The sequence below is a fragment of the Hymenobacter elongatus genome (genome assembly GCF_004745955.1).
GTDB lineage: Bacteria > Bacteroidota > Bacteroidia > Cytophagales > Hymenobacteraceae > Hymenobacter > Hymenobacter elongatus.
Genome location: NZ_SRLD01000015.1, coordinates 19,311 through 36,253 on the forward strand (window position 1 = coordinate 19,311; position 16,943 = coordinate 36,253).

The 16,943-nt window shown below is 63.6% G+C and carries 15 protein-coding genes; 9 read left to right on the plus strand and 6 right to left on the minus strand.

What is annotated here, in order from left to right; translation table 11 throughout:
* The first annotated feature begins 134 nt into the window (after positions 1-134).
* Together E5J99_RS09185 and E5J99_RS09190 are read left to right on the plus strand one after the other, a co-directional pair.
* Positions 135-2,768 (plus strand): cation-translocating P-type ATPase, encoded by a 2,634-nt coding sequence (locus E5J99_RS09185; protein WP_135497432.1) that lies wholly within the window; start codon positions 135-137, stop codon positions 2,766-2,768.
* A gap of 84 nt (positions 2,769-2,852) precedes the next feature.
* The gene (locus tag E5J99_RS09190; protein ID WP_135497433.1) at positions 2,853-3,248 is read left to right on the plus strand and encodes a hypothetical protein; all 396 of its coding nucleotides are present in this window, start codon (positions 2,853-2,855) and stop codon (positions 3,246-3,248) included.
* A gap of 387 nt (positions 3,249-3,635) precedes the next feature.
* Here E5J99_RS09190 and E5J99_RS09195 read toward each other — a convergent pair whose 3' ends face one another.
* The 5 genes from E5J99_RS09195 to E5J99_RS09215 all read right to left on the minus strand — a co-directional run bounded on the left by E5J99_RS09195 (position 3,636) and on the right by E5J99_RS09215 (position 10,791).
* The gene (locus tag E5J99_RS09195; RefSeq protein WP_135497434.1) at positions 3,636-5,204 is read right to left on the minus strand and encodes a TolC family protein; all 1,569 of its coding nucleotides are present in this window, start codon (positions 5,202-5,204) and stop codon (positions 3,636-3,638) included.
* Positions 5,201-6,601, minus strand: coding sequence for an HlyD family secretion protein (locus E5J99_RS09200; RefSeq protein WP_135497435.1), 1,401 nt, complete (start codon positions 6,599-6,601; stop codon positions 5,201-5,203). Before E5J99_RS09200 ends, E5J99_RS09195 begins: the two co-directional genes overlap by 4 nt.
* 134 nt (positions 6,602-6,735) lie before the next feature.
* Positions 6,736-8,466: a peptidase domain-containing ABC transporter gene (locus E5J99_RS09205; RefSeq protein WP_135497436.1), complete on the minus strand. Its 1,731-nt coding sequence runs from the start codon at positions 8,464-8,466 to the stop codon at positions 6,736-6,738.
* A 71-nt stretch (positions 8,467-8,537) separates the two neighbouring features.
* Positions 8,538-9,212, minus strand: a complete 675-nt coding sequence (locus E5J99_RS09210) for a TetR/AcrR family transcriptional regulator (protein ID WP_135497437.1) — start codon at positions 9,210-9,212, stop codon at positions 8,538-8,540.
* Between the two features lie 94 nt (positions 9,213-9,306).
* Positions 9,307-10,791, minus strand: coding sequence for an NADP-dependent isocitrate dehydrogenase (locus E5J99_RS09215; protein ID WP_135497438.1), 1,485 nt, complete (start codon positions 10,789-10,791; stop codon positions 9,307-9,309).
* A 230-nt stretch (positions 10,792-11,021) separates the two neighbouring features.
* On the opposite strand from E5J99_RS09215, the gene E5J99_RS09220 reads away from it, so the two are divergent.
* From E5J99_RS09220 to E5J99_RS09245, 6 genes are all read left to right on the plus strand, one after another.
* The gene (locus E5J99_RS09220) at positions 11,022-12,074 is read left to right on the plus strand and encodes a prohibitin family protein (protein WP_245318834.1); all 1,053 of its coding nucleotides are present in this window, start codon (positions 11,022-11,024) and stop codon (positions 12,072-12,074) included.
* A 51-nt stretch (positions 12,075-12,125) separates the two neighbouring features.
* Positions 12,126-12,626, plus strand: coding sequence for a hypothetical protein (locus E5J99_RS09225; RefSeq protein WP_135497439.1), 501 nt, complete (start codon positions 12,126-12,128; stop codon positions 12,624-12,626).
* Between the two features lie 57 nt (positions 12,627-12,683).
* A complete protein-coding gene (locus tag E5J99_RS09230) occupies positions 12,684-13,208 on the plus strand; it encodes a hypothetical protein (protein ID WP_135497440.1) in 525 nt (174 codons plus the stop codon).
* Positions 13,209-13,277: 69 nt separating this feature from the next.
* Positions 13,278-13,592, plus strand: a complete 315-nt coding sequence (locus tag E5J99_RS09235; RefSeq protein WP_135497441.1) for a hypothetical protein — start codon at positions 13,278-13,280, stop codon at positions 13,590-13,592.
* 83 nt (positions 13,593-13,675) lie between these two features.
* A complete protein-coding gene (locus E5J99_RS09240) occupies positions 13,676-14,212 on the plus strand; it encodes a hypothetical protein (RefSeq protein WP_135497442.1) in 537 nt (178 codons plus the stop codon).
* Between the two features lie 99 nt (positions 14,213-14,311).
* Positions 14,312-14,827: a hypothetical protein gene (locus E5J99_RS09245; protein ID WP_135497443.1), complete on the plus strand. Its 516-nt coding sequence runs from the start codon at positions 14,312-14,314 to the stop codon at positions 14,825-14,827.
* 903 nt (positions 14,828-15,730) lie between these two features.
* Here E5J99_RS09245 and E5J99_RS09250 read toward each other — a convergent pair.
* Positions 15,731-15,961 (minus strand): hypothetical protein, encoded by a 231-nt coding sequence (locus tag E5J99_RS09250; RefSeq protein WP_135497444.1) that lies wholly within the window; start codon positions 15,959-15,961, stop codon positions 15,731-15,733.
* 671 nt (positions 15,962-16,632) lie between these two features.
* On the opposite strand from E5J99_RS09250, the gene E5J99_RS09255 reads away from it, so the two are divergent.
* On the plus strand, positions 16,633-16,854 hold the full coding sequence (locus tag E5J99_RS09255; protein ID WP_135497445.1) for a hypothetical protein: 222 nt from the start codon (positions 16,633-16,635) through the stop codon (positions 16,852-16,854).
* Positions 16,855-16,943 lie beyond the last annotated feature (89 nt).

Here is a 16,943-nt window from a genome sequence, read left to right on the forward strand (position 1 = left end):
CTCGTTTCTGGATAAATGTGCGCCCAAAAAACGGCCAACCAGAAACAAGCAACAGACTGCGTAACATCAGTAAGCACCCAAATACCGCACCGGCCCCAAGCCCCGGCCCTTCGGGTCTCGTTCACACGCTACCCATGGAATACCACGTTGCCGCTGTTGCCGATGTCGCGCAGGAGCTAAAATCCACGCCCGCCGGGCTCGACGCGGCCACGGCCCGGCAGCGACTGGCTGAACACGGCCCGAATATCTTAGCCGACCCAAAGAAGAAAACCGTGTGGCAGCTGCTGCTGCACCAGCTGGCCGATGTGATGATCCTGGTGCTGCTGGTAGCGGCCGGGGTGTCGGGGGCCGTGGGCGAGTGGAAATCGGTCTACGTCATCCTGGCCATTGTCGTGCTCAACGCCGTCATTGGTTTCGTGCAGGAATACCGGGCCGACAAAGCCATGGAAGCCCTCCAGAAGATGGCCGCCAGCCAGGCCCAGGTGCTGCGCGACGGCCAGACGGTGGAAATTGCGGCGGCCGACCTGGTGCCCGGCGACGTGGCGGTGCTCGAAGCCGGCGACGTCATCCCGGCCGACGTACGCTTCCTGGAAACCCACGCCCTGAAAGTGGACGAGTCCTCGCTGACCGGCGAATCGGCCAACGTGGTAAAGACCCCGGACGCGCTGCCCGCGGGCGAGCTGCCGCTCGGCGACCGGCTGAACATGGGCTACAAGGGCACGTTCGTAACCAACGGCCGGGCCACGGCCTACGTGGTGGCCACGGGCATGAAAACGGAGCTGGGCAAGATTGCCACCCTCATTCAGACCGCTGAAACGGTGACGCCGCTGCAGAAGCGGCTGGCCACGCTGGGCAAGTATCTGTCGGCGGCGGCGCTGGTCATTGGGGCGCTGTTTTTCGGGGTGGGCTGGCTGCGGGGCGAGCCGCTGGGCAGCCTGCTGCTGGTGTCCATTTCGCTGGCTATTGCGGCCCTGCCCGAAGCTTTGCCCGCGCTGGTCACCGTGTCGCTGGCGCTGGGCGCCCGGCGGCTGATAAAAGACCAGGCCCTCATCCGCAAGCTGCCGGCCGTGGAAACGCTGGGCTCGGTCACCTACATCTGCACCGACAAAACGGGCACCCTCACGCTCAACCAGATGACGGTGGAGGACACGTACGCCGCGCCGGCGTTTACCCTGCCCGTGCTGGATAACCAAACCGGCCTGCTGGCGGCCATGGCCCTGAACAACGACGTAACCCAGGACCCGGACGGCCACTGGCTGGGCGACTCCACCGAAGTGGCCCTGGTGCAACATGCCGCCGGGCAAGACCACGCCCGGGCCGCCCTCGAAAGCCGGTTTCCACGCATCGCAGAGCTGCCGTTCGATTCCGAGCGCAAGTGCATGACGACGCTGCACCAGACCGATCAGGGCGTGCTCTGTCTTACCAAAGGGGCGCTGAGCGCGCTGTTCGATCAGCTCGACGCGGGCCAGCAGGCCGAAATCCCCGACTTGCGGCGGCGCGTGGATGAGTTGGCCGCCAAGGGCTTCCGGGTGCTGGGCTACGCGGGCAAGCTGCTGCCCGGGCTGCCGGCCGAAGTCACGCCCGCCACGGTCGAAACCGGGCTGAGCTTCATCGGCTTTGCCGGCCTGATTGACCCGCCCCGGGAGGAAGCCCGGCAGGCCGTGGCCGAATGCAAGGCGGCCGGCATCATCGCCGTCATGATTACCGGCGACCATCCGCTCACGGCCAAGGCTATTGCCGGGCAGCTGGGCATCTTATCCGGGCCCGATGAGCTGGTGATGACCGGCCCGGAGCTGACCCAGCTCGACGAGCCGGCCTTTGCCGCCGTGGTGGAAAAAGTGCGGGTGTACGCCCGCGTCGACCCGGCCCAGAAGCTGCGCATCATCAGCGCGCTACAGGCCAAACACCAGTTCGTGGCCATGACCGGCGACGGCGTGAACGACGCGCCGGCCCTGAAAAATGCCGATATCGGCGTGGCCATGGGCATCAACGGCACGGAGGTGGCCAAGGAAGCGGCGGCCATGATTCTGCTCGACGATAACTTCGCCACCATCGTGCACGCCGTGCGGCACGGGCGGCGCATCTTCGACAACATCCTCAAGTTTATCCGCTACATCCTGGCCGGCAGCGCGGGCGAAATCGTGGCCCTGTTCTTAGCCCCGCTCTTTGGTCTGCCCGTGCCGCTGCTGGCCATCCACATCCTGTGGATCAACCTGGTCACCGACGGTCTGCCCGGCCTGGCGCTGGCCTACGAGCCCTCCGAGAAGCACAGCATGCAGCGCCCGCCCATCGACCCGCGCCAAACCATCTTCGCCAACGGCCTGGGCTGGTTCATTGTCCTGGTCGGAATACTCGTTGGGGGCCTGACCATCGGGACGGAGGCCTGGGCCCTGCGCAACGGCATCGCGCACTGGCAAACCATGGCTTTCACGGTGCTCTGCTTCAGTCAACTGGGCCTGGCGCTGGCCATCCGCTCCCGGCAGGAGTCCATTTTCAGCATCGGGCTGCTCTCCAACAAACCCCTGCTGGGGGCCGTGGCGCTGACGGTGGGCCTGCACCTGATGATCCTTTACACGCCGTTTTTCAACGACCTGTTCAGCACGCAGCCGCTAACTTGGATTGAGCTGGGCATCACGGTGGCGGCGTCGAGCGTGGTTTTCTGGGCGGTGGAGCTGCAAAAGCTGATTAGCCGCCGCCGGGTTCAGCCGGTGGTGCCGGCTCCGGAAGCAACAGTTCGTGCGGCCCTGCCCGTGAAGGCGACGGCTTGAGACCGTTGCTCACCGGTAATTTCCTGCTGGGTGCCCCACCTACGCCGGGGCGGCACCCGGCCCTTGATACTCTTATTTTAGCTCATGCATCATCGTCTTCTGCACCAATCCGCTACCCTAACGCTGGACTACGACTCGGTCGATGACTACCTGCACGCCATTTGGGCCCCGGAGCAAGACCTGGATACTACCCGCGCCGGCTACGAACAAATGCTGGCGCAGCTGCAAAGCGTGCATTGCCACCGGCTGCTCGACGACCGGCGGCAAGCCTACCTGATGTGGGATGAATTGGCGGACTGGCTGGCCACTGACTGGTACCCGCGGGCACGCCGTGCCGGGCTGACGGCGCACATGGTGGTATTCTCAGCCGACTTCTACGGGCACCGCGCCACCGAGGTGGTTATGGCCGAGGCCGGGGGCGGCCTGATGCGGGGATTTAGCTCAGAAGAGGCTGCCCGCCGGGCGCTGCTGACCACCTAGAGTGGTTCTCAAGTTGCTACACGAGGTGCAACGCGGAGACGCGACCCTTCGCGTCTCCGCGTTGCACGACACTCGTTACCCGGCGCGAACAGGAGACGCGAAGGGTCGCGTCTCTACAACCCGTACACCAACCTGAAAGCTGCTCTAAATCGTTGATCGTGGCGAACAGGGGTAGCGCAGGAATTGAAAGCGGCCCTAGCGAAGGGGCCCGGAGACAATCGCACGGGGCGATTGGGCGTGGTTCCACCGGTCCCGCCCCTGGCGGCATGGGCTACCCCACCCGCTGGCTGAAGCGGAGGCTCATATGAAAGGACAACCCCGGCGCCTGGCCTGATTCGGAAATCTGGACCAAGAGGTGCGGGGCAGGCGCCCGACTGGAACTGCGGCTTATTCGACGCCGCCGGCCGCCCAGCGCAGCGTAGCTCGGGTTTGGGCATACTTGGCCTGCAGCTCGACCAGCTTCACGCGGGCCGCCACCAGGCTGGCTTCGCGGGTGTTGAGCAGAAACACCGAGCTTTCCCCGTTCTCAAAGCGGATTTGCTCGCCCTGGCGCAGGCGCCCGGCGTTCAGCACCACCTGCTCCTGCAGGACCAGCTGCTCGCGCAGGGCCTCCCAGTCGTTGGCCACGGTCTCCACGCCGGTCTGGATGTTGCGGGTATCCTGCTGCAGGACCAGCTCGGTTTCGCTCAGCTTGAGGCGGTTGAGCTGGAGCTTGGCCCGCTCCTGGCGCAGCAGCAGCGGGTAGGCGAAGCTCACGCCCAGCTTGTAGTTGTTCTGCAGGTACGTGCCCTGGAAGCTGGCGCCGGTTTCGGGGTTGAAGGGTTGGCCGGCTTGCAGCAGGTTGTAGTCGAGCGTGAGCTTGGGCAGCAGCTTATTGGCCAGCAGGCGGCGCTCCACGCCCAGCTGGACCAGCTTGGCGCGGCTCTTTTGCAGGTCGGGGTGCAGCTGCCGGGCCAGCTCGGTGAGGGCCGCCAGCGAATCGGGGGGCAGGGGCTGCCAGCCAGCGGGGCCGGGCAGGGCCTGCGGGCGCACGTCGGCGGGCAGCTCGCGGGGCTGCTGCTGCTCGTCCCAGAGGTAGTTGCTGAGCTGGAGCGTCGCGTTTTGCCACTGCACCCGGGCCTGTATCAGCTGGGCCTGGCGGTTTTGCAGCTCCGTGAGGGCCTCCACCGAGTCGATGGCGGCCAGGTCGCCCAGGCGGACCCGCTCGCGCACGGCCCGGAAGCGCACCTCGGCCAGCTCGGCATTCTGGCGCAGCAGCTCCTGCCGCTGGTAGCTCAGCGTCCAGTCCCAGTAGTCTTTGGCGGCCTGCAGCTGCAGCTTGTTCAGGGCCCCGCGCCGCTCGGCTTCGGCCAGGCCCTGCAGCGCCTGCGCCTGGCGCACCGCCGCCCGCCGCTCATCAATCAACAGGCCCTGGGCCAGGGGCACCGAAATGCCCACGTAGCTCAGGCCCGCCGGGGCCGTGTAGTTTTCGGGGTTGACGAAGGTGCCTACGCCCCGCTCGAAGCCCGCTTTCACGTCGGCTCCGAACCAGAGCGGCACTCGCAGCTGGGAGTCCCAGTCGTGGAAATACTCCTTGCCGCCAAAGGTCTTACCATAGTATTTACTGGTCGCCGCGGGGTCGAACTGGCCGCGGGCCAAGCGCACTTCCTGCAGGGCCCGCTCGGGCAGTAAGCCCGCCTGCCGGGCTACGGGGTGGCGCAGCGTTACAAAGGCCAATAAATCGGCGAGGCTGAATACGCGGCCGGTATCGGCCAACTCTACCGGGCGGGATACCAGGGCAGGCGCGCCCAGGGGGCCAGTAGGGTAGACCTGCCGGGCCTGACGCTGGAGCTGCTGCTGGGTGCGCGACGACTGTCCCGGCAGTGGGGCGCCTGGCCGGGTGGTCTGAGCTGCTGCCTGCCCGGCAGCAATACTCAGCAGCAATACGCCCAGCCTGAAAATGCGCAGGTGCTTCATTTCGCGTCTTCTTCAGTGGACGGCTCTTCCTTCGAGGCCTTTTTATCGCTTTTGCCCGCTTTTCCGGCGTCAGCCACGGGGCCGCCCACGTAGTTGGGTGGGAAGCCGTTCACCTGCCGCCACAGCTCGTACCAGATGGGTACATCATCCAGCAGGGCCCAGCCATACACGCCGGAACCGACGCGCAGGGGCTTGGGCCAGGCTTCATGGCCTGGGTCGGGGGTGACGAGGATGCGGTACTGACCCTGGGAGTCGATGTTGTCGATGACGGCCACCACGCCGCCGAACGTGCCGAAGCTGGTGCCGGGCCAGCCGCTGAACACCAGGGCCGGCCAGCCGTCGAACTGCAGCCGTACCCGCCGGCCCACGCGCAGCAGCGGAATATCCATGGGCTTCACGTAGAGCTCGGCGGCCAGCGCCGGCGCGTCGGGCATCACCGTCACGATGGGCTCCCCTTCCTTGACGATTTCACCGATACCTTCTTTCAGGGCCCGCACCACGTAGCCGTCCTGGGGGGCCGTAATCTGGTAGAAGCCCGCCCGGATGCTGAGGTTGGCCAGCTCGTTGCGCATCTTGGCAATCTGGCCTTCGGTATCAAACTGGTAGGCCGTTACCGAGCGCCGGTCCGACTCTGACTTGGCGAGCTTGTCCTGGTATTCGGCCGCCAGCGAGGCCAGCTCCAGCTGGGCGTTGGTGAGGGCCTGGCGGCTGGCGGCCAGCTTGTTTTCGGCGGATTGGAGCTTGGCGGTACTTTCCTGAAACTTGAGCCGGCGCTGCTCCAGCTCCGTGAGTGATTTCAGGCCCTGCTTATACAGCTCTTCCTGCCGCTGCTGCTGCCGCTCGGCAATGGTGAAGTCGTTGCGCGCGGCCACCAGGTCGGCGGCATCGGAATTAACCTTCAGCCGGCTTTGCTCCACGTAGTTGCGGGCCTTGCTCAAGCTGACCTGCAGACCGGCGCGCAACGCCGTTTGCTGAGCGCTGAGGGCGGTGCCTTTCGCCCGGTTTTCGCCCAGGGAGCCAATCTTGGCGTCGAGCTGCTCGCCGGTACGCTGCACGAGCTTGGGGTCGAAGTATTTTTCCTTGACTTCCACGATGTCGACCAGCGTGTCGCCCTTGCGCACGTGCTGGCCCTCGCGCACCCGCCAGCGCTGGATGCGGCCGGCAATGGTGCTGGGTACGGTCTGGGGGCGGTCCTGGGGGCGCAGGGTGGTGAGCGAGCCGGTCGAGCGGATGTTCTGGGTCCAGGGCAGGAAGCCGGCCAGCAGCACCAGCAGGCCCAGCCCGGCCGTCCAGCGGGCCAGCGTGCGGCCGGCCCGCGGGGTTTGTACCCGCGCATAGGAGCGAAAGCGCCCGGTCAGCGGGTTGGATTCGGCCAGAGGATGTTCGGCGAAAGGCATGTATTCTCGAGTTAATAAGTAGTAATTAAGAAGTAGCGACGATGATAAATGATTCAAAAGTGGTCGAACCAGCGCTGATGGAACTGGCTATAACGGCAGCTTTTAACTTTTTACTCGTCATTCTTAATTGAAATTTACGCCAGCAGCTCCTGTAGCTCGGCCTGTCGGGCTACGTCGGCAAACGCGCCATCGGCTACCAAGGTGCCTTCGCGCAGTACGGCCAGCCGCGGGCACAGGCCCAGCAGGCGCAAATCGTTGGAGGCCAGCACCACGGTCCAGTGGTGCTCAGGAGCCAGCACGCGGCGCAGGATGCGCAGCTGCTCGGCAGGCTCCACATTGGGCAGGAAATTGTCAAGCAGCAGCAGGCGCGGACGGCGCACCAGCGCCCGGGCCAGCAACAGCTTCTGGCGGGCGCTGTCGGCCAGCGGCGTGCCGATGCCCAGCGGTGTGTTCAGCCCCAGCGGGCGGGCATACACATCGTCGCGCATTCCCACCAGCTCCAGGGCCCAGGCCACGTCGTCGGACGCAACGGTATTCTGACCTAGGGCGAGGTTGTCGAGCACGGTGCCGTCGAACAGGTGCTGGGGGGCAATGGTGTCGCCCACGTGCTCGCCCAGGGAGGTGGGCGCCAGGTCCTGCAGGGCCAGCCCGTCGTAGGCCACCACGCCGGTGTAGCCGGTGAGTAAGCCGGCCAGAATGCGCAGCAGCGTGGTTTTGCCCGAGCCGTCGTAGCCGGCCAGGCCCAGGTGCTCGCCCGCCCCGATGGTGAGCGTGAGCTCGTCGAGCGGGTGGCGGTGGCCGCTAGGGTACTGGTAGCTGAGCTGGCGCAACTCGGCCCGCAGACCGGCGCGCACGGCCGGCAGCGGCAGCGTGGTGCCGCCGCTGCCGGTCACCAGGGGTAGGTCCAGCACGTGGCCGATTTTGTCGAGCGCCGTTAGCGCATCGTACACCACGTCGAGCTTGAGCAGCACCTTCTCCACGGCCGAGATGGTGAGAATGATGATGATTTCGGCGGCCACGAACTGGCCGATGTTGATCTGGCGGTTGATCAGCAGCCAGCAGCCGATGATGAGCAGCGTGGCCGTAATCAGGACTTTGAACGCCACGAATCCCCAGAACTGGGTGAGCAGCACCCGAAAGTGGCTTTGGCGGGCACTCAGGTAGCCCTCCACCAGCGTGTCGGTGCGGTCCAGGGCCAGCTCCTGCCGGGGCGGATGGTGGAAGGTCTGCACGGTGCGGGCCACATCTTCGAGCCAGGCCACTACCTTATACTTGTACTTCGACTCCTGCAGGCTCGTGCTCAGGCCCTTGGGGCCCGTCACGCGAATCATCAGAGCCAGCAGCAGGACCAGCAGCACCCCGAACGCAATAAAAATGGGGTGGTAGAAGGACAGCAGAATCAGGCCGAACAAAATCTGCAGCGCCGCGGCCGAAAACTCCACCAGAATGGTAGCCAGCCCTTTCTGCAGGGTGGGCGCGTCGAGCAGGCGGTTCATCAGCTCGGGCAGGTACTGGCCGTCCAGGGCTTCGGTACGTATCCGCGGCAGGCGCAGGGCAAAGTCGAGGCTGATGCGGGCAAACAGGCGCTGCTGAATAAACTCGACCAGATACACCTGCATCACCTGCAGGCCGCCCACCAGCAGCGTGCCCGTTACGATGAAGGCGATGAGCACGACCAGCGAAGTGCTCACGGCCCCGCTGCTCACAAAGCCGATAACCGATTGCACACCCAGCGGCAGCGACAGGTTGATAACCCCTGCCAGGGCCGCGTACACGTAGAGGTAGGTGATGTCGCGCCGCTCGGAGGCCAGTAGCCGCCACAGGCGCTGGCCGGGCGTGAGAAAGGAAGCATTGGGGTCTGCCATGCAGGAAGAAGTAGTCGGGTACTTAAAGAGGAGCCGGGCCTTCCGGCCGGTCCGGAGCGCGGGTGCAGCCGCTAGGCCAGGGTGGCAAAAGCCACTTGGGTGAGGAAGTCTTGCAGGGTGTTTTCGTCCTTGTCGCCGGTGATGGCATCGGTGAGCGAAGGTAGGTGCTGGGCGAAGAACAGCTGCTTGCGCGCCGACTCCAGCAGGGTGCTCACCAGCGCGTGGGGGTAGGAGTAGGCGGGGTTGATTTCCTGCACCACGGCTACGATGCCGGCCGCCAGCTGCTTGTACTCCCGAAACAGCCCTTCCCGGTTGTCGCCGTCCACATCGCGGGTCAGGTAAGATTTGGACGCTTCGTGCACTACGATGCGGTAGAGGGCGGCCTCGTCGAGCTGGGTGGTGGCCGGGTCGTCCTCGTGGGCCCGGGTGAGAATGCCCAGAATCAGCCGCAGCCGCTCGCGGGCGTCGGGCACGTTGTGGGTGTGAAACCGAATCTGGTAGCGCAGCCAGGCCCAGTGCCAGCTCACCAGGTACACCAGCAGCTTGTGCTTGTTCTCAAAATAGCGGTAGAGCGAGGCCTCGGTGGACTCCATCCGTTGGGCCAGCTTCTTGAAAGTAAACTGCTCAAAGCCGATTTCGTCAATCAGCAGCACGCTTTCGGCTACCAGGCGGCGGCCCAGGTCGGTGCCTTGGGGGTCGCGCAGGTAGAGTTTTTCGTTTAAGTCGATGCGGAGGGTGGCGTGCATACGGAAGGAAGACTAGTGAGCGTGAAAGGAAACCCCACCCCAAAGGAAAGGTTTACTGCGCGTTTGGGTGGCATCTTTTTTCCCGGGCGCGGTACTATTCGCCTTGGCCCAGCGAAAAGGCCCGTTGCCCGTCCATCAGATACAAGTGCTCCGTTTTAATGATATAAAAGTTAAAATCGACCAAGCGGTGCAGCAGAAACAACACGTCCATAAAGGGTACGGGGGTAAATTCCAGCTGTGAGCCGCTCACCAGGGCATCGGCGGCCACAAAGCGGCAGCGCCAGTGGTCGGTGCAAAAGGTTTCGGGGTGGCCGTCGGGGTACACCTTCACCCCGCGGTTGGTAATGAGCTTGAGCTGCATGCGGCGGCCGGTGAGGATTTCCAGCTGCCGGCCGAGCGCGTCGGCCTGCTTGCCGTCCCAGCGCAGGAACACGTCCACGCCCACCAGCTGCTGCTGCACGGGGGCCTTGTCATACAAAGGCGCGGGGCTAACCGTGGGGGCCGGCGTCGCCGCTTCCCGCGCGGGCATGGCCGCCAGCTGCCGCGGCTCCCGGCCGAGGCGCGCAATCACGGCATCGGCAAATTCCACGGTGCTGACTTTCTGCTGGCTGGTTTCGGGGCAGTAGATGTCGGCCGGGTGCAGGCCGTCTTCCAGCGTGCACAGCCAGGCGTTGTGGAGGCGGGCGGCCACGTCGTGCTGGCCCAGGTGGCCCAGCATGAGCACGGCGGCCTGCAGCAGCCCGGAGGGGTTGGCCACGTTCTGCCCCGCAATGTCGGGGGCCGAGCCGTGGATGGCTTCGAACAAGGCCCCGCCGTCGCCGATGTTGGCCGAGCCGGCCAGCCCTACCGAGCCCGTGAGCTGGGCTACCACATCGGAAATGATGTCGCCGTAGAGGTTCATCGTCACCACCACGTCGTAGCGCTCGGGCGTGTCGGCTAGGCGCGCCGTGCCGATGTCGATAATCTGGTGGTCCTGCTCGATGTCGGGATACTGCTGCCCGATTTCCATGAACACACGGTGAAACAGGCCGTCGGTGAGCTTCATGATATTGTCCTTGGTCATGCACGTGAGCTTCCGGCGGCCGTGCTGCCGGCAATACTCGAAGGCGTAGCGCACAATCTTCTCGCAGCCGGGCCGCGACACCAATTTGAGGCACTGCACGACGTCGGGCGTTTGCTGGTGCTCAATGCCGGCGTAGAGGTCCTCCTCGTTTTCGCGGATAATGACCACGTCCAGGTTGGGGTGGCGGGTCGCCACGGCCGGGTGTAGTGAGCGGTTGGGTCGCACGTTAGCATACAGGCCCAGGGTCTTTCGTAGCGTCACGTTCAGGCTTTTGTAGCCCCCGCCCAGCGGCGTGGTGATGGGGGCCTTAAGCAGCACCCGCGTGCGGCGCAACGACTCCCAGGCGGCCGGGTGAATGCCGGAGCTGTAGCCGGCGTGGTATACCTGCTCGCCGACTTCGATGAATTCTGGCTCCAGCGCCGCCCCGGCGGCTTCCAGCATCCGCAGGGTCTGGGTCATGATTTCGGGACCGATGCCGTCGCCGACGGCTACCGTGATGAGGGTTTTGGGCTGCATGGAGGGTGAAGTATAGGGGAGGAGTAGCCATGGCCCAATCGGGCCCGGCGGCTACAAAACTAGGCATACTTTTCTAAATAATAGTTTTACTTCTTATAAAAGAAGTAGATTAATATATTTAGGTAGCTTTACTAAAAATAATTGGTACCTGCTGCAACCTTAATATCTCGACTCTTGTATGTAATAGTAAAGCTACTAATAATGGTAGTTTAACTTAATCGTCATCCGCCATGATACAGTTGCCGGTTTTCCGCTCCTGCTTACTAAGGCGTCCCTTCGCCACGCTCCGCCCCACTCTTCCGCTCACGGCGCTGGCCGCGCACAACCTGCTAGGCCGCGAGAAGGTGCGCGTGCTGCTGGAAACGTTCCACTCCTACAGCCTGCACCGTTCCCTGATGACGCTTCGCCGGCCGCTAGCCATGCTACTGCTGGCCGGGGCCACGGCGCTGAGCAGCTGCACCACGGTGCGCCAGGGCGAGGTGGGCGTGAAGCGCACGCTCGGCCGCCTCGACCAGCAAATCGTGGTGTCGGGCCCGAAGACGTTCAACCCTTTCCTGACGACCATCATCAAGGTGCCCGTCACGACCCAGAACCTGGAAATCCGCTCCAGCCTGCCCTCGAAGGAAGGCTTGTCCATTGCCTCCGATATTTCCATTCTCTACCGCGTGAAGGCCGACCAGGTGCCCAATGTCCTGCAAACCACCGGTCTCGCGTATGAGAACATCCTGATTCTGCCCGTTTTCCGCTCGGCCGCCGCCGACGTGTGCGCCCGCTACTTCGCCAAGGACATGCATAGCGCCGAGCGCTCAGTCATTGAGAAGGCTATTCTCACGCAGATGAACGGGGTGCTCACCACCCGGGGCTTCGAGATTGAGAACGTGCTGCTCAAAAACATTGCCTTGCCCGCTGGCCTGGCCAAGGCCATTGAGGACAAGCTCGAATCGGAGCAGGAGGCCCTGCGCATGGAGTTTCTCAAGCAGCGCGAAACCCGCGACGCCGAGCGCCGCGTGATTGAGGCCGAGGGCCAGAAGCGCATAGCCGTGGTGCGGGCCACGGGCGAACAGGAAGCCGCCATCATTCAGGCCAGGGGCAAGGCCGAGGCCATGCGCATCGAGGCCCAGGCCGTGCGCCTCACCAACCAGCTCATCAACCGCGACCTGAGCCCGGCCGTGCTCCGGTACAAATCCATCGAGGCGTTCCGGGAGCTGGCGAAGTCGCAGAACTCGAAAACCATTATCACCGGAGGTGGCAGTACGCCTATCGTCAACATGCTGGCCCAATGATGCGGTCCGGGTCGTAGCTTCTTTCATTTCACCTCCTGCTTCATTTCCGCCATGTGCCGCTTGCTGCTGTTGCTTTTCGCGTTGCTGATGCCTGGCCTGCCCGCTACGGCCCAGGAGCTGGAGATGGTGCAGAACCGCACCTTCCAGGTGAAGTACGCCGTGCCTCCGCTCTGGACCGTGACGCACCAGCGCACCGACTCGGTGGAGGTGCTCCGCTACCACAGCCCCGAGGACGACGCCCGGCTGTGGGTGGGCCAACTCCGGGGCCGCCACGCCGGGCTGCCGCCCGCCCGCGCCCTGCAGCGGCTGCTGCGCCACCTGGGTGCTACCCGCCACGAGGAGCACCGGGTGTCGTCCCACGGCTTCGACTTTCTGGAGAGCACCGGCACCTGCTTCATCGGGGGCCGCGAGCTGCGCTACGATGCCCGCGTAACCACCTACCAGGGCCACGTGCTGGTGATGTACGTGTATGCCACCCCCGCCGCTTTCACCACCCAGGCTCCGCTGCTGCACCGGGTGCTGGATAGCCTCACGCCGCTGCGGAGCGAGTAGCGGCTTCGTCCGGCCTACTTTATCCCTTTTTCTTCACCCTGTTATTCCCTGCCCGCCATGAAAAAGCTGCTCTTGTTGCTCGCCCTCTTGTGGCCGTTGGGCCTGCGGGCGCAGTCCGAACCCGAAATACAGTACGAAACCGTGCACAGCGCCCAGTACCAGCTACAGTACCAGGTGCCGGCCGGTTGGGACCAGGTGCGGCAGGCTAGCGACACCACGGTTGCCCTCACTCACTTGAGCCCCGGCCGTGACCTGATGCTCTACATCAGCCAGCTAAGCGGGGCCGCCGCCCGCATGACGCCCAACCAGGCTTTGTACCACTTGGCCGAGCAGTTCGGCGTCCCGGTCAACAAGCAGTTTGCGACCACCTACAACGGTATTCAGTTCCTGGAAACGACCGGCACGGGCAACCGCGACGGCCAGTTGCTGCGCTACGATGCGCTGGCCGCCCGGCACCGGGGCCACGTGCTGCTCATCTGCGTTTCGGGCACCCCCGATGCCTTTATGACCCACGAGCCCCTGGTGCAGCACGTCCTGCACAGCCTGGCACCCTACAAGGTCCGCCGGGAGCCTAGCCGCTAGCGGCGGGCCCCCGGCGAAGTTGGCCGCCGGTTGTCCTTTCTTATTAAATCCTCCTTTTTCGCGCTTGCCATGATCCTGTTCAACCTGCTCACCTTGAGTAAGCAGCACGCACAAACTGCCACCCAGCTGGTGCTAACCGAGCGCCTGGCCACGGATGTGTTTCTCGATGAAGCCATCGGCAACCACTGCCTGGCCACCGACGGCACCATCGGAACCCAGCCCCTGTACCGGGTGCTGTTCCTGACCAAGGCCCTGCTCTACCGCCGCATCGAGCTGCTGCTGGAGGCCCGCTTCCCCGGCAATGACTTCCGCATCTATGCCACGCCCGTCACGCACGTCAACGACGCCGAAGCCAACCGGGTGCGCCAGCTCTGTGCCGTCTGATTCGGCCGGCGGAACACAATGACCGGGCTACCGAAACCGGCCAGTCGCTAACGGCCCATTCTTTCTGCTTTTCTCTTATTCCCATGAAGACCTTCCCCTTTCCTCCGCACTGGATTTTCCTGGCCTACCTGGTCCTCACGTTTTACTGCCTGGGCGCGGCCGTCATGAACGAGTTTGTGGAGTACCAGAGCTGGGCCGACCTCGGCCCGTACCTGAGCGCGGCCGATTTCGCGACCTGGCACCTGGCCACCGCCCAGCACACCGTGCCCTTTCTGACGGTGCCGGCCATGCTGCTGAGCGGGGTGCTGGTGCTGCTCTACTGGCACCTGCCCCCCGCCGTGCCCCGCGCCGCGTTGTGGCTGGCTATGGCGTGCCACGTCGTGTTCTGGCTATCGACGGTGCTGGTGCAGTGGCCCCTGGAAGGCGCCCTGAGCCAGGGCAGCTTTTCGCCCGACCTGATGGAGCGCCTGCTGCGCAGCGACTGGGTGCGGAAAGGGCTGTTGCTAGTGGAAGCGCCGCTGGCCATTTACATGGCGCACCGGGCCTTGCGTCCCGCCAGTGGGGCGGAGGTAGGCCGGCCAGTCGGGGCGGGCCGGCTGCCGGTTCTCTCCCAGGGGTAGGCCGGGCCGCTCCGGTGCCCGTGATGGGACCTGCCCGGCCTTGGGTACGGCAATCCTGGTACATTATTTTTTCTTGCTCCACCTCACTTTTCCTTCGCCATGAACCGCTTTCTTTTCCTGCTAGTCCTTCTGCTGCCGCTGGGCGCACGCGCCCAAACTGAGCCCGATGGGCCCTTGCAGTGGGTTCGCCTGCCGCAGTACCAGCTTCAGTACCACGTGCCGGCTGACTGGACCCCGGTGCGCCAACTTACCGACACCAGTCTGGTCGTCACTTATTTCAACCCCGATCGGACCCTGCGCTTCACCGCCGGCAAGGTGCGGAATGCTGCCGCCCACACTACGCCCGCCGAGGCCCTGGTGCAGTTGGCCCGGCAGTACGGGATAGCCGCAAACCCGCCGGTAAAAGCCACCTACGACGGCGTTCAATTCCTGGAAACCACCGGCACGGGCCGCCTCGACGGCCAGCCGCAGCGCTACCGGGCGCTGGCCGCAGCGCACCGCGGGCACCTGCTACTCGTTTACGTCACGGGGGCTCCCGAGGCTTTCGTGGCGCACCAGGCCGAAGTACGGCGGATTCTGCACAGCATGACCTCTTACCGGGGGCGGGTCCGCTGATGGTATCCTCCCCCACCTACCTGGCGGCCCGAAGCGGGCATGCAAGGGCGCCAGCATTCTGAAAGCGTCGTACGTCGTGCCACCCGCCGTGTGGCGCAACAGAAACAACTCATCCTGCCGCGCTATGCCGGTCGAATTTCCCAGCAACGAGCGGGCGGCTTGCTATGGCAATTACCACACCGACCAGAGCCCGGAGCGACTCACCCGGTTTTTTGACCTCAGCCCCCAGGACAGGTATTTCCGGCTGGGCACCGTCGGCCTTACGACAAGCTGGGGAGTGCCGTGCAACGCTGTATGCTGCGCTACCTGGGTGCATTTTTTGCCGGACCCTACGCAGCTGGCAGCCGTCGTGGTGCAGACTCCAGCAGGCCCTTTTCTCAGTGTGAGGGAAAAACGGACAAGCAGAACGTAAAAAAAAGTATGATTGCTTTCACGGATAATGATTTGCTATCGAAGCTATTTAGAAAGTAAACTAGAACGTCCTGTCTGCCATTCTGCGTAGCAAGCAAAGAAGAGACATCTCGCGTGCACTAGTAAGGTGAGTCTACGGCATACGAGCTGTCTCACGCTGTTCGACATGACCTCCTATTGGATTTTAGCGACTGGACTTGTTTGCAAATACAGAGAAAGTAGATTGGGGCGTCATGCTTCGACAAGCGGACGTCAGATGAAGCATGACGTTCTTTTTTGTGTCATTCCCCATTCAGGAACAAGTCTGCTTCCTAAATGGCTTCATCATAAAAAACAGAACGTCGGACGGTAAAATTTTGCCGTTGGCCGTCGGGCCACGCCTTATAATTTTGGGCAGAAGCCGGCCCCCACAGTCATTTGTTTTTTCAGAGCCGGTTACTCCAGCCTCTCTTTTCGCAACCGGGCCAGGACTATTTTAACAGCCGCCCTGCGCTATCCGAACTTCTGGGAGTGACGGGAGGCGCAGTCCGATAGCGTGGGCAGAGCATAGGCCTGCTTCTGAATGGCCTCGCCCATAGCTTGCTGGAAGGCATCCAGGAGCTGCGTGCGGGCGGCCTCGGGCAGGCTCGGCAGTACCTGCTCAATAGCTGTACGGTACACGTGGGCCATGAAATTGGGGCCGTAGCGCGCAAAAGACCGGTCGTGCACGTTGCCAAACGACACCCGCTCCGCCGAGGAAATGGACAGCTACAGGGCCAGCCATTGCTTCGCGTTGTTCTCCAAGTCGAATTGTAATTCCTGCGTCATGGGCTGGTGAGAAGCGGCGGTAGGGCAAGCGGCTTTCTTACTGGTTCAGAAAGCTGCTTGCCCTACCGCCAGTGGATGGCCCAAAACTACCGGCCCCCTTTCGGCCCCCACATGACAAACCTCACCCACCGGCATGAGCTTCATCAGCCCCGGCCGTGGCCCAGGCGGCCAGCGAAACGCGCCGCCGCGTTCGCCGTGATACTTTGCCGGGGACAGGACTTCAATTTTGAGCGTTCACGAAACTCATCTTTGCGGAGCATTTCGTGAACCATGAATCGTAGACGGGTTTCTTAAACTCGCCCCGCGCTGTAGGGGCAAGCTGGCCACCAGATGTAAGCTGATTCCTGTCGTTCACGAAAAGGAGCGTTTCTCTTGGTTGCTTGGCAGGCTTACCTTCGCCAACCCACGCGGTTGATTTGCGTTGCTTATGGAACCTGCCCCAATGCTAGTCTTTGCCGCCTCTACACACTCGCGCCCGCGTGCCACTGCTTGCAACGCTGGCTGTACTCGGGGCTATCCTGTGGGCCCTTCACGTCAACTAATATGGCATCGGGTTCATCGCGGCCTTTGTCACCCTATGCGGCGCCATGCCTCTCCGTGGCGGGGTGCTGCGCAACGTCGTGTTGGATGCCCAAACCGTCACGTTTGAGTTCGCTTCCTTCGGCCGTCGGGTCCACCGGACCGCGCCCCGGTCGAGCGTAACGGGCCAGTACCAGTGCACTGTGGGGCCGAAGGGAATTACGTTTATGGCGCTAGCCATTACGGACATCGGCACCAATGAAACCATTGCCAAGTGCAAGCCAACGTGAGCGGATGGCAAGAGCAGGACCTAGTAGCCTTGGCCGAAACATTAAGCCAGCCCGTCCTGGAGTTGCCAGCCATACCCGGGTAGGTACTG

Coding starts and splice junctions, on each gene's coding strand:
- E5J99_RS09245 (WP_135497443.1), top strand. CDS start 14,312: ATGAACCGCTTTCTTTTCCTGCTAGTCCTTCTGCTGCCGCTGGGCGCA.
- E5J99_RS09225 (WP_135497439.1), top strand. CDS start 12,126: ATGTGCCGCTTGCTGCTGTTGCTTTTCGCGTTGCTGATGCCTGGCCTG.
- E5J99_RS09185 (WP_135497432.1), top strand. CDS start 135: ATGGAATACCACGTTGCCGCTGTTGCCGATGTCGCGCAGGAGCTAAAA.
- E5J99_RS09240 (WP_135497442.1), top strand. CDS start 13,676: ATGAAGACCTTCCCCTTTCCTCCGCACTGGATTTTCCTGGCCTACCTG.
- E5J99_RS09255 (WP_135497445.1), top strand. CDS start 16,633: ATGCCTCTCCGTGGCGGGGTGCTGCGCAACGTCGTGTTGGATGCCCAA.
- E5J99_RS09195 (WP_135497434.1), bottom strand. CDS start 5,204: ATGAAGCACCTGCGCATTTTCAGGCTGGGCGTATTGCTGCTGAGTATT.
- E5J99_RS09220 (WP_245318834.1), top strand. CDS start 11,022: ATGATACAGTTGCCGGTTTTCCGCTCCTGCTTACTAAGGCGTCCCTTC.
- E5J99_RS09230 (WP_135497440.1), top strand. CDS start 12,684: ATGAAAAAGCTGCTCTTGTTGCTCGCCCTCTTGTGGCCGTTGGGCCTG.
- E5J99_RS09205 (WP_135497436.1), bottom strand. CDS start 8,466: ATGGCAGACCCCAATGCTTCCTTTCTCACGCCCGGCCAGCGCCTGTGG.
- E5J99_RS09200 (WP_135497435.1), bottom strand. CDS start 6,601: ATGCCTTTCGCCGAACATCCTCTGGCCGAATCCAACCCGCTGACCGGG.
- E5J99_RS09235 (WP_135497441.1), top strand. CDS start 13,278: ATGATCCTGTTCAACCTGCTCACCTTGAGTAAGCAGCACGCACAAACT.
- E5J99_RS09210 (WP_135497437.1), bottom strand. CDS start 9,212: ATGCACGCCACCCTCCGCATCGACTTAAACGAAAAACTCTACCTGCGC.
- E5J99_RS09215 (WP_135497438.1), bottom strand. CDS start 10,791: ATGCAGCCCAAAACCCTCATCACGGTAGCCGTCGGCGACGGCATCGGT.
- E5J99_RS09190 (WP_135497433.1), top strand. CDS start 2,853: ATGCATCATCGTCTTCTGCACCAATCCGCTACCCTAACGCTGGACTAC.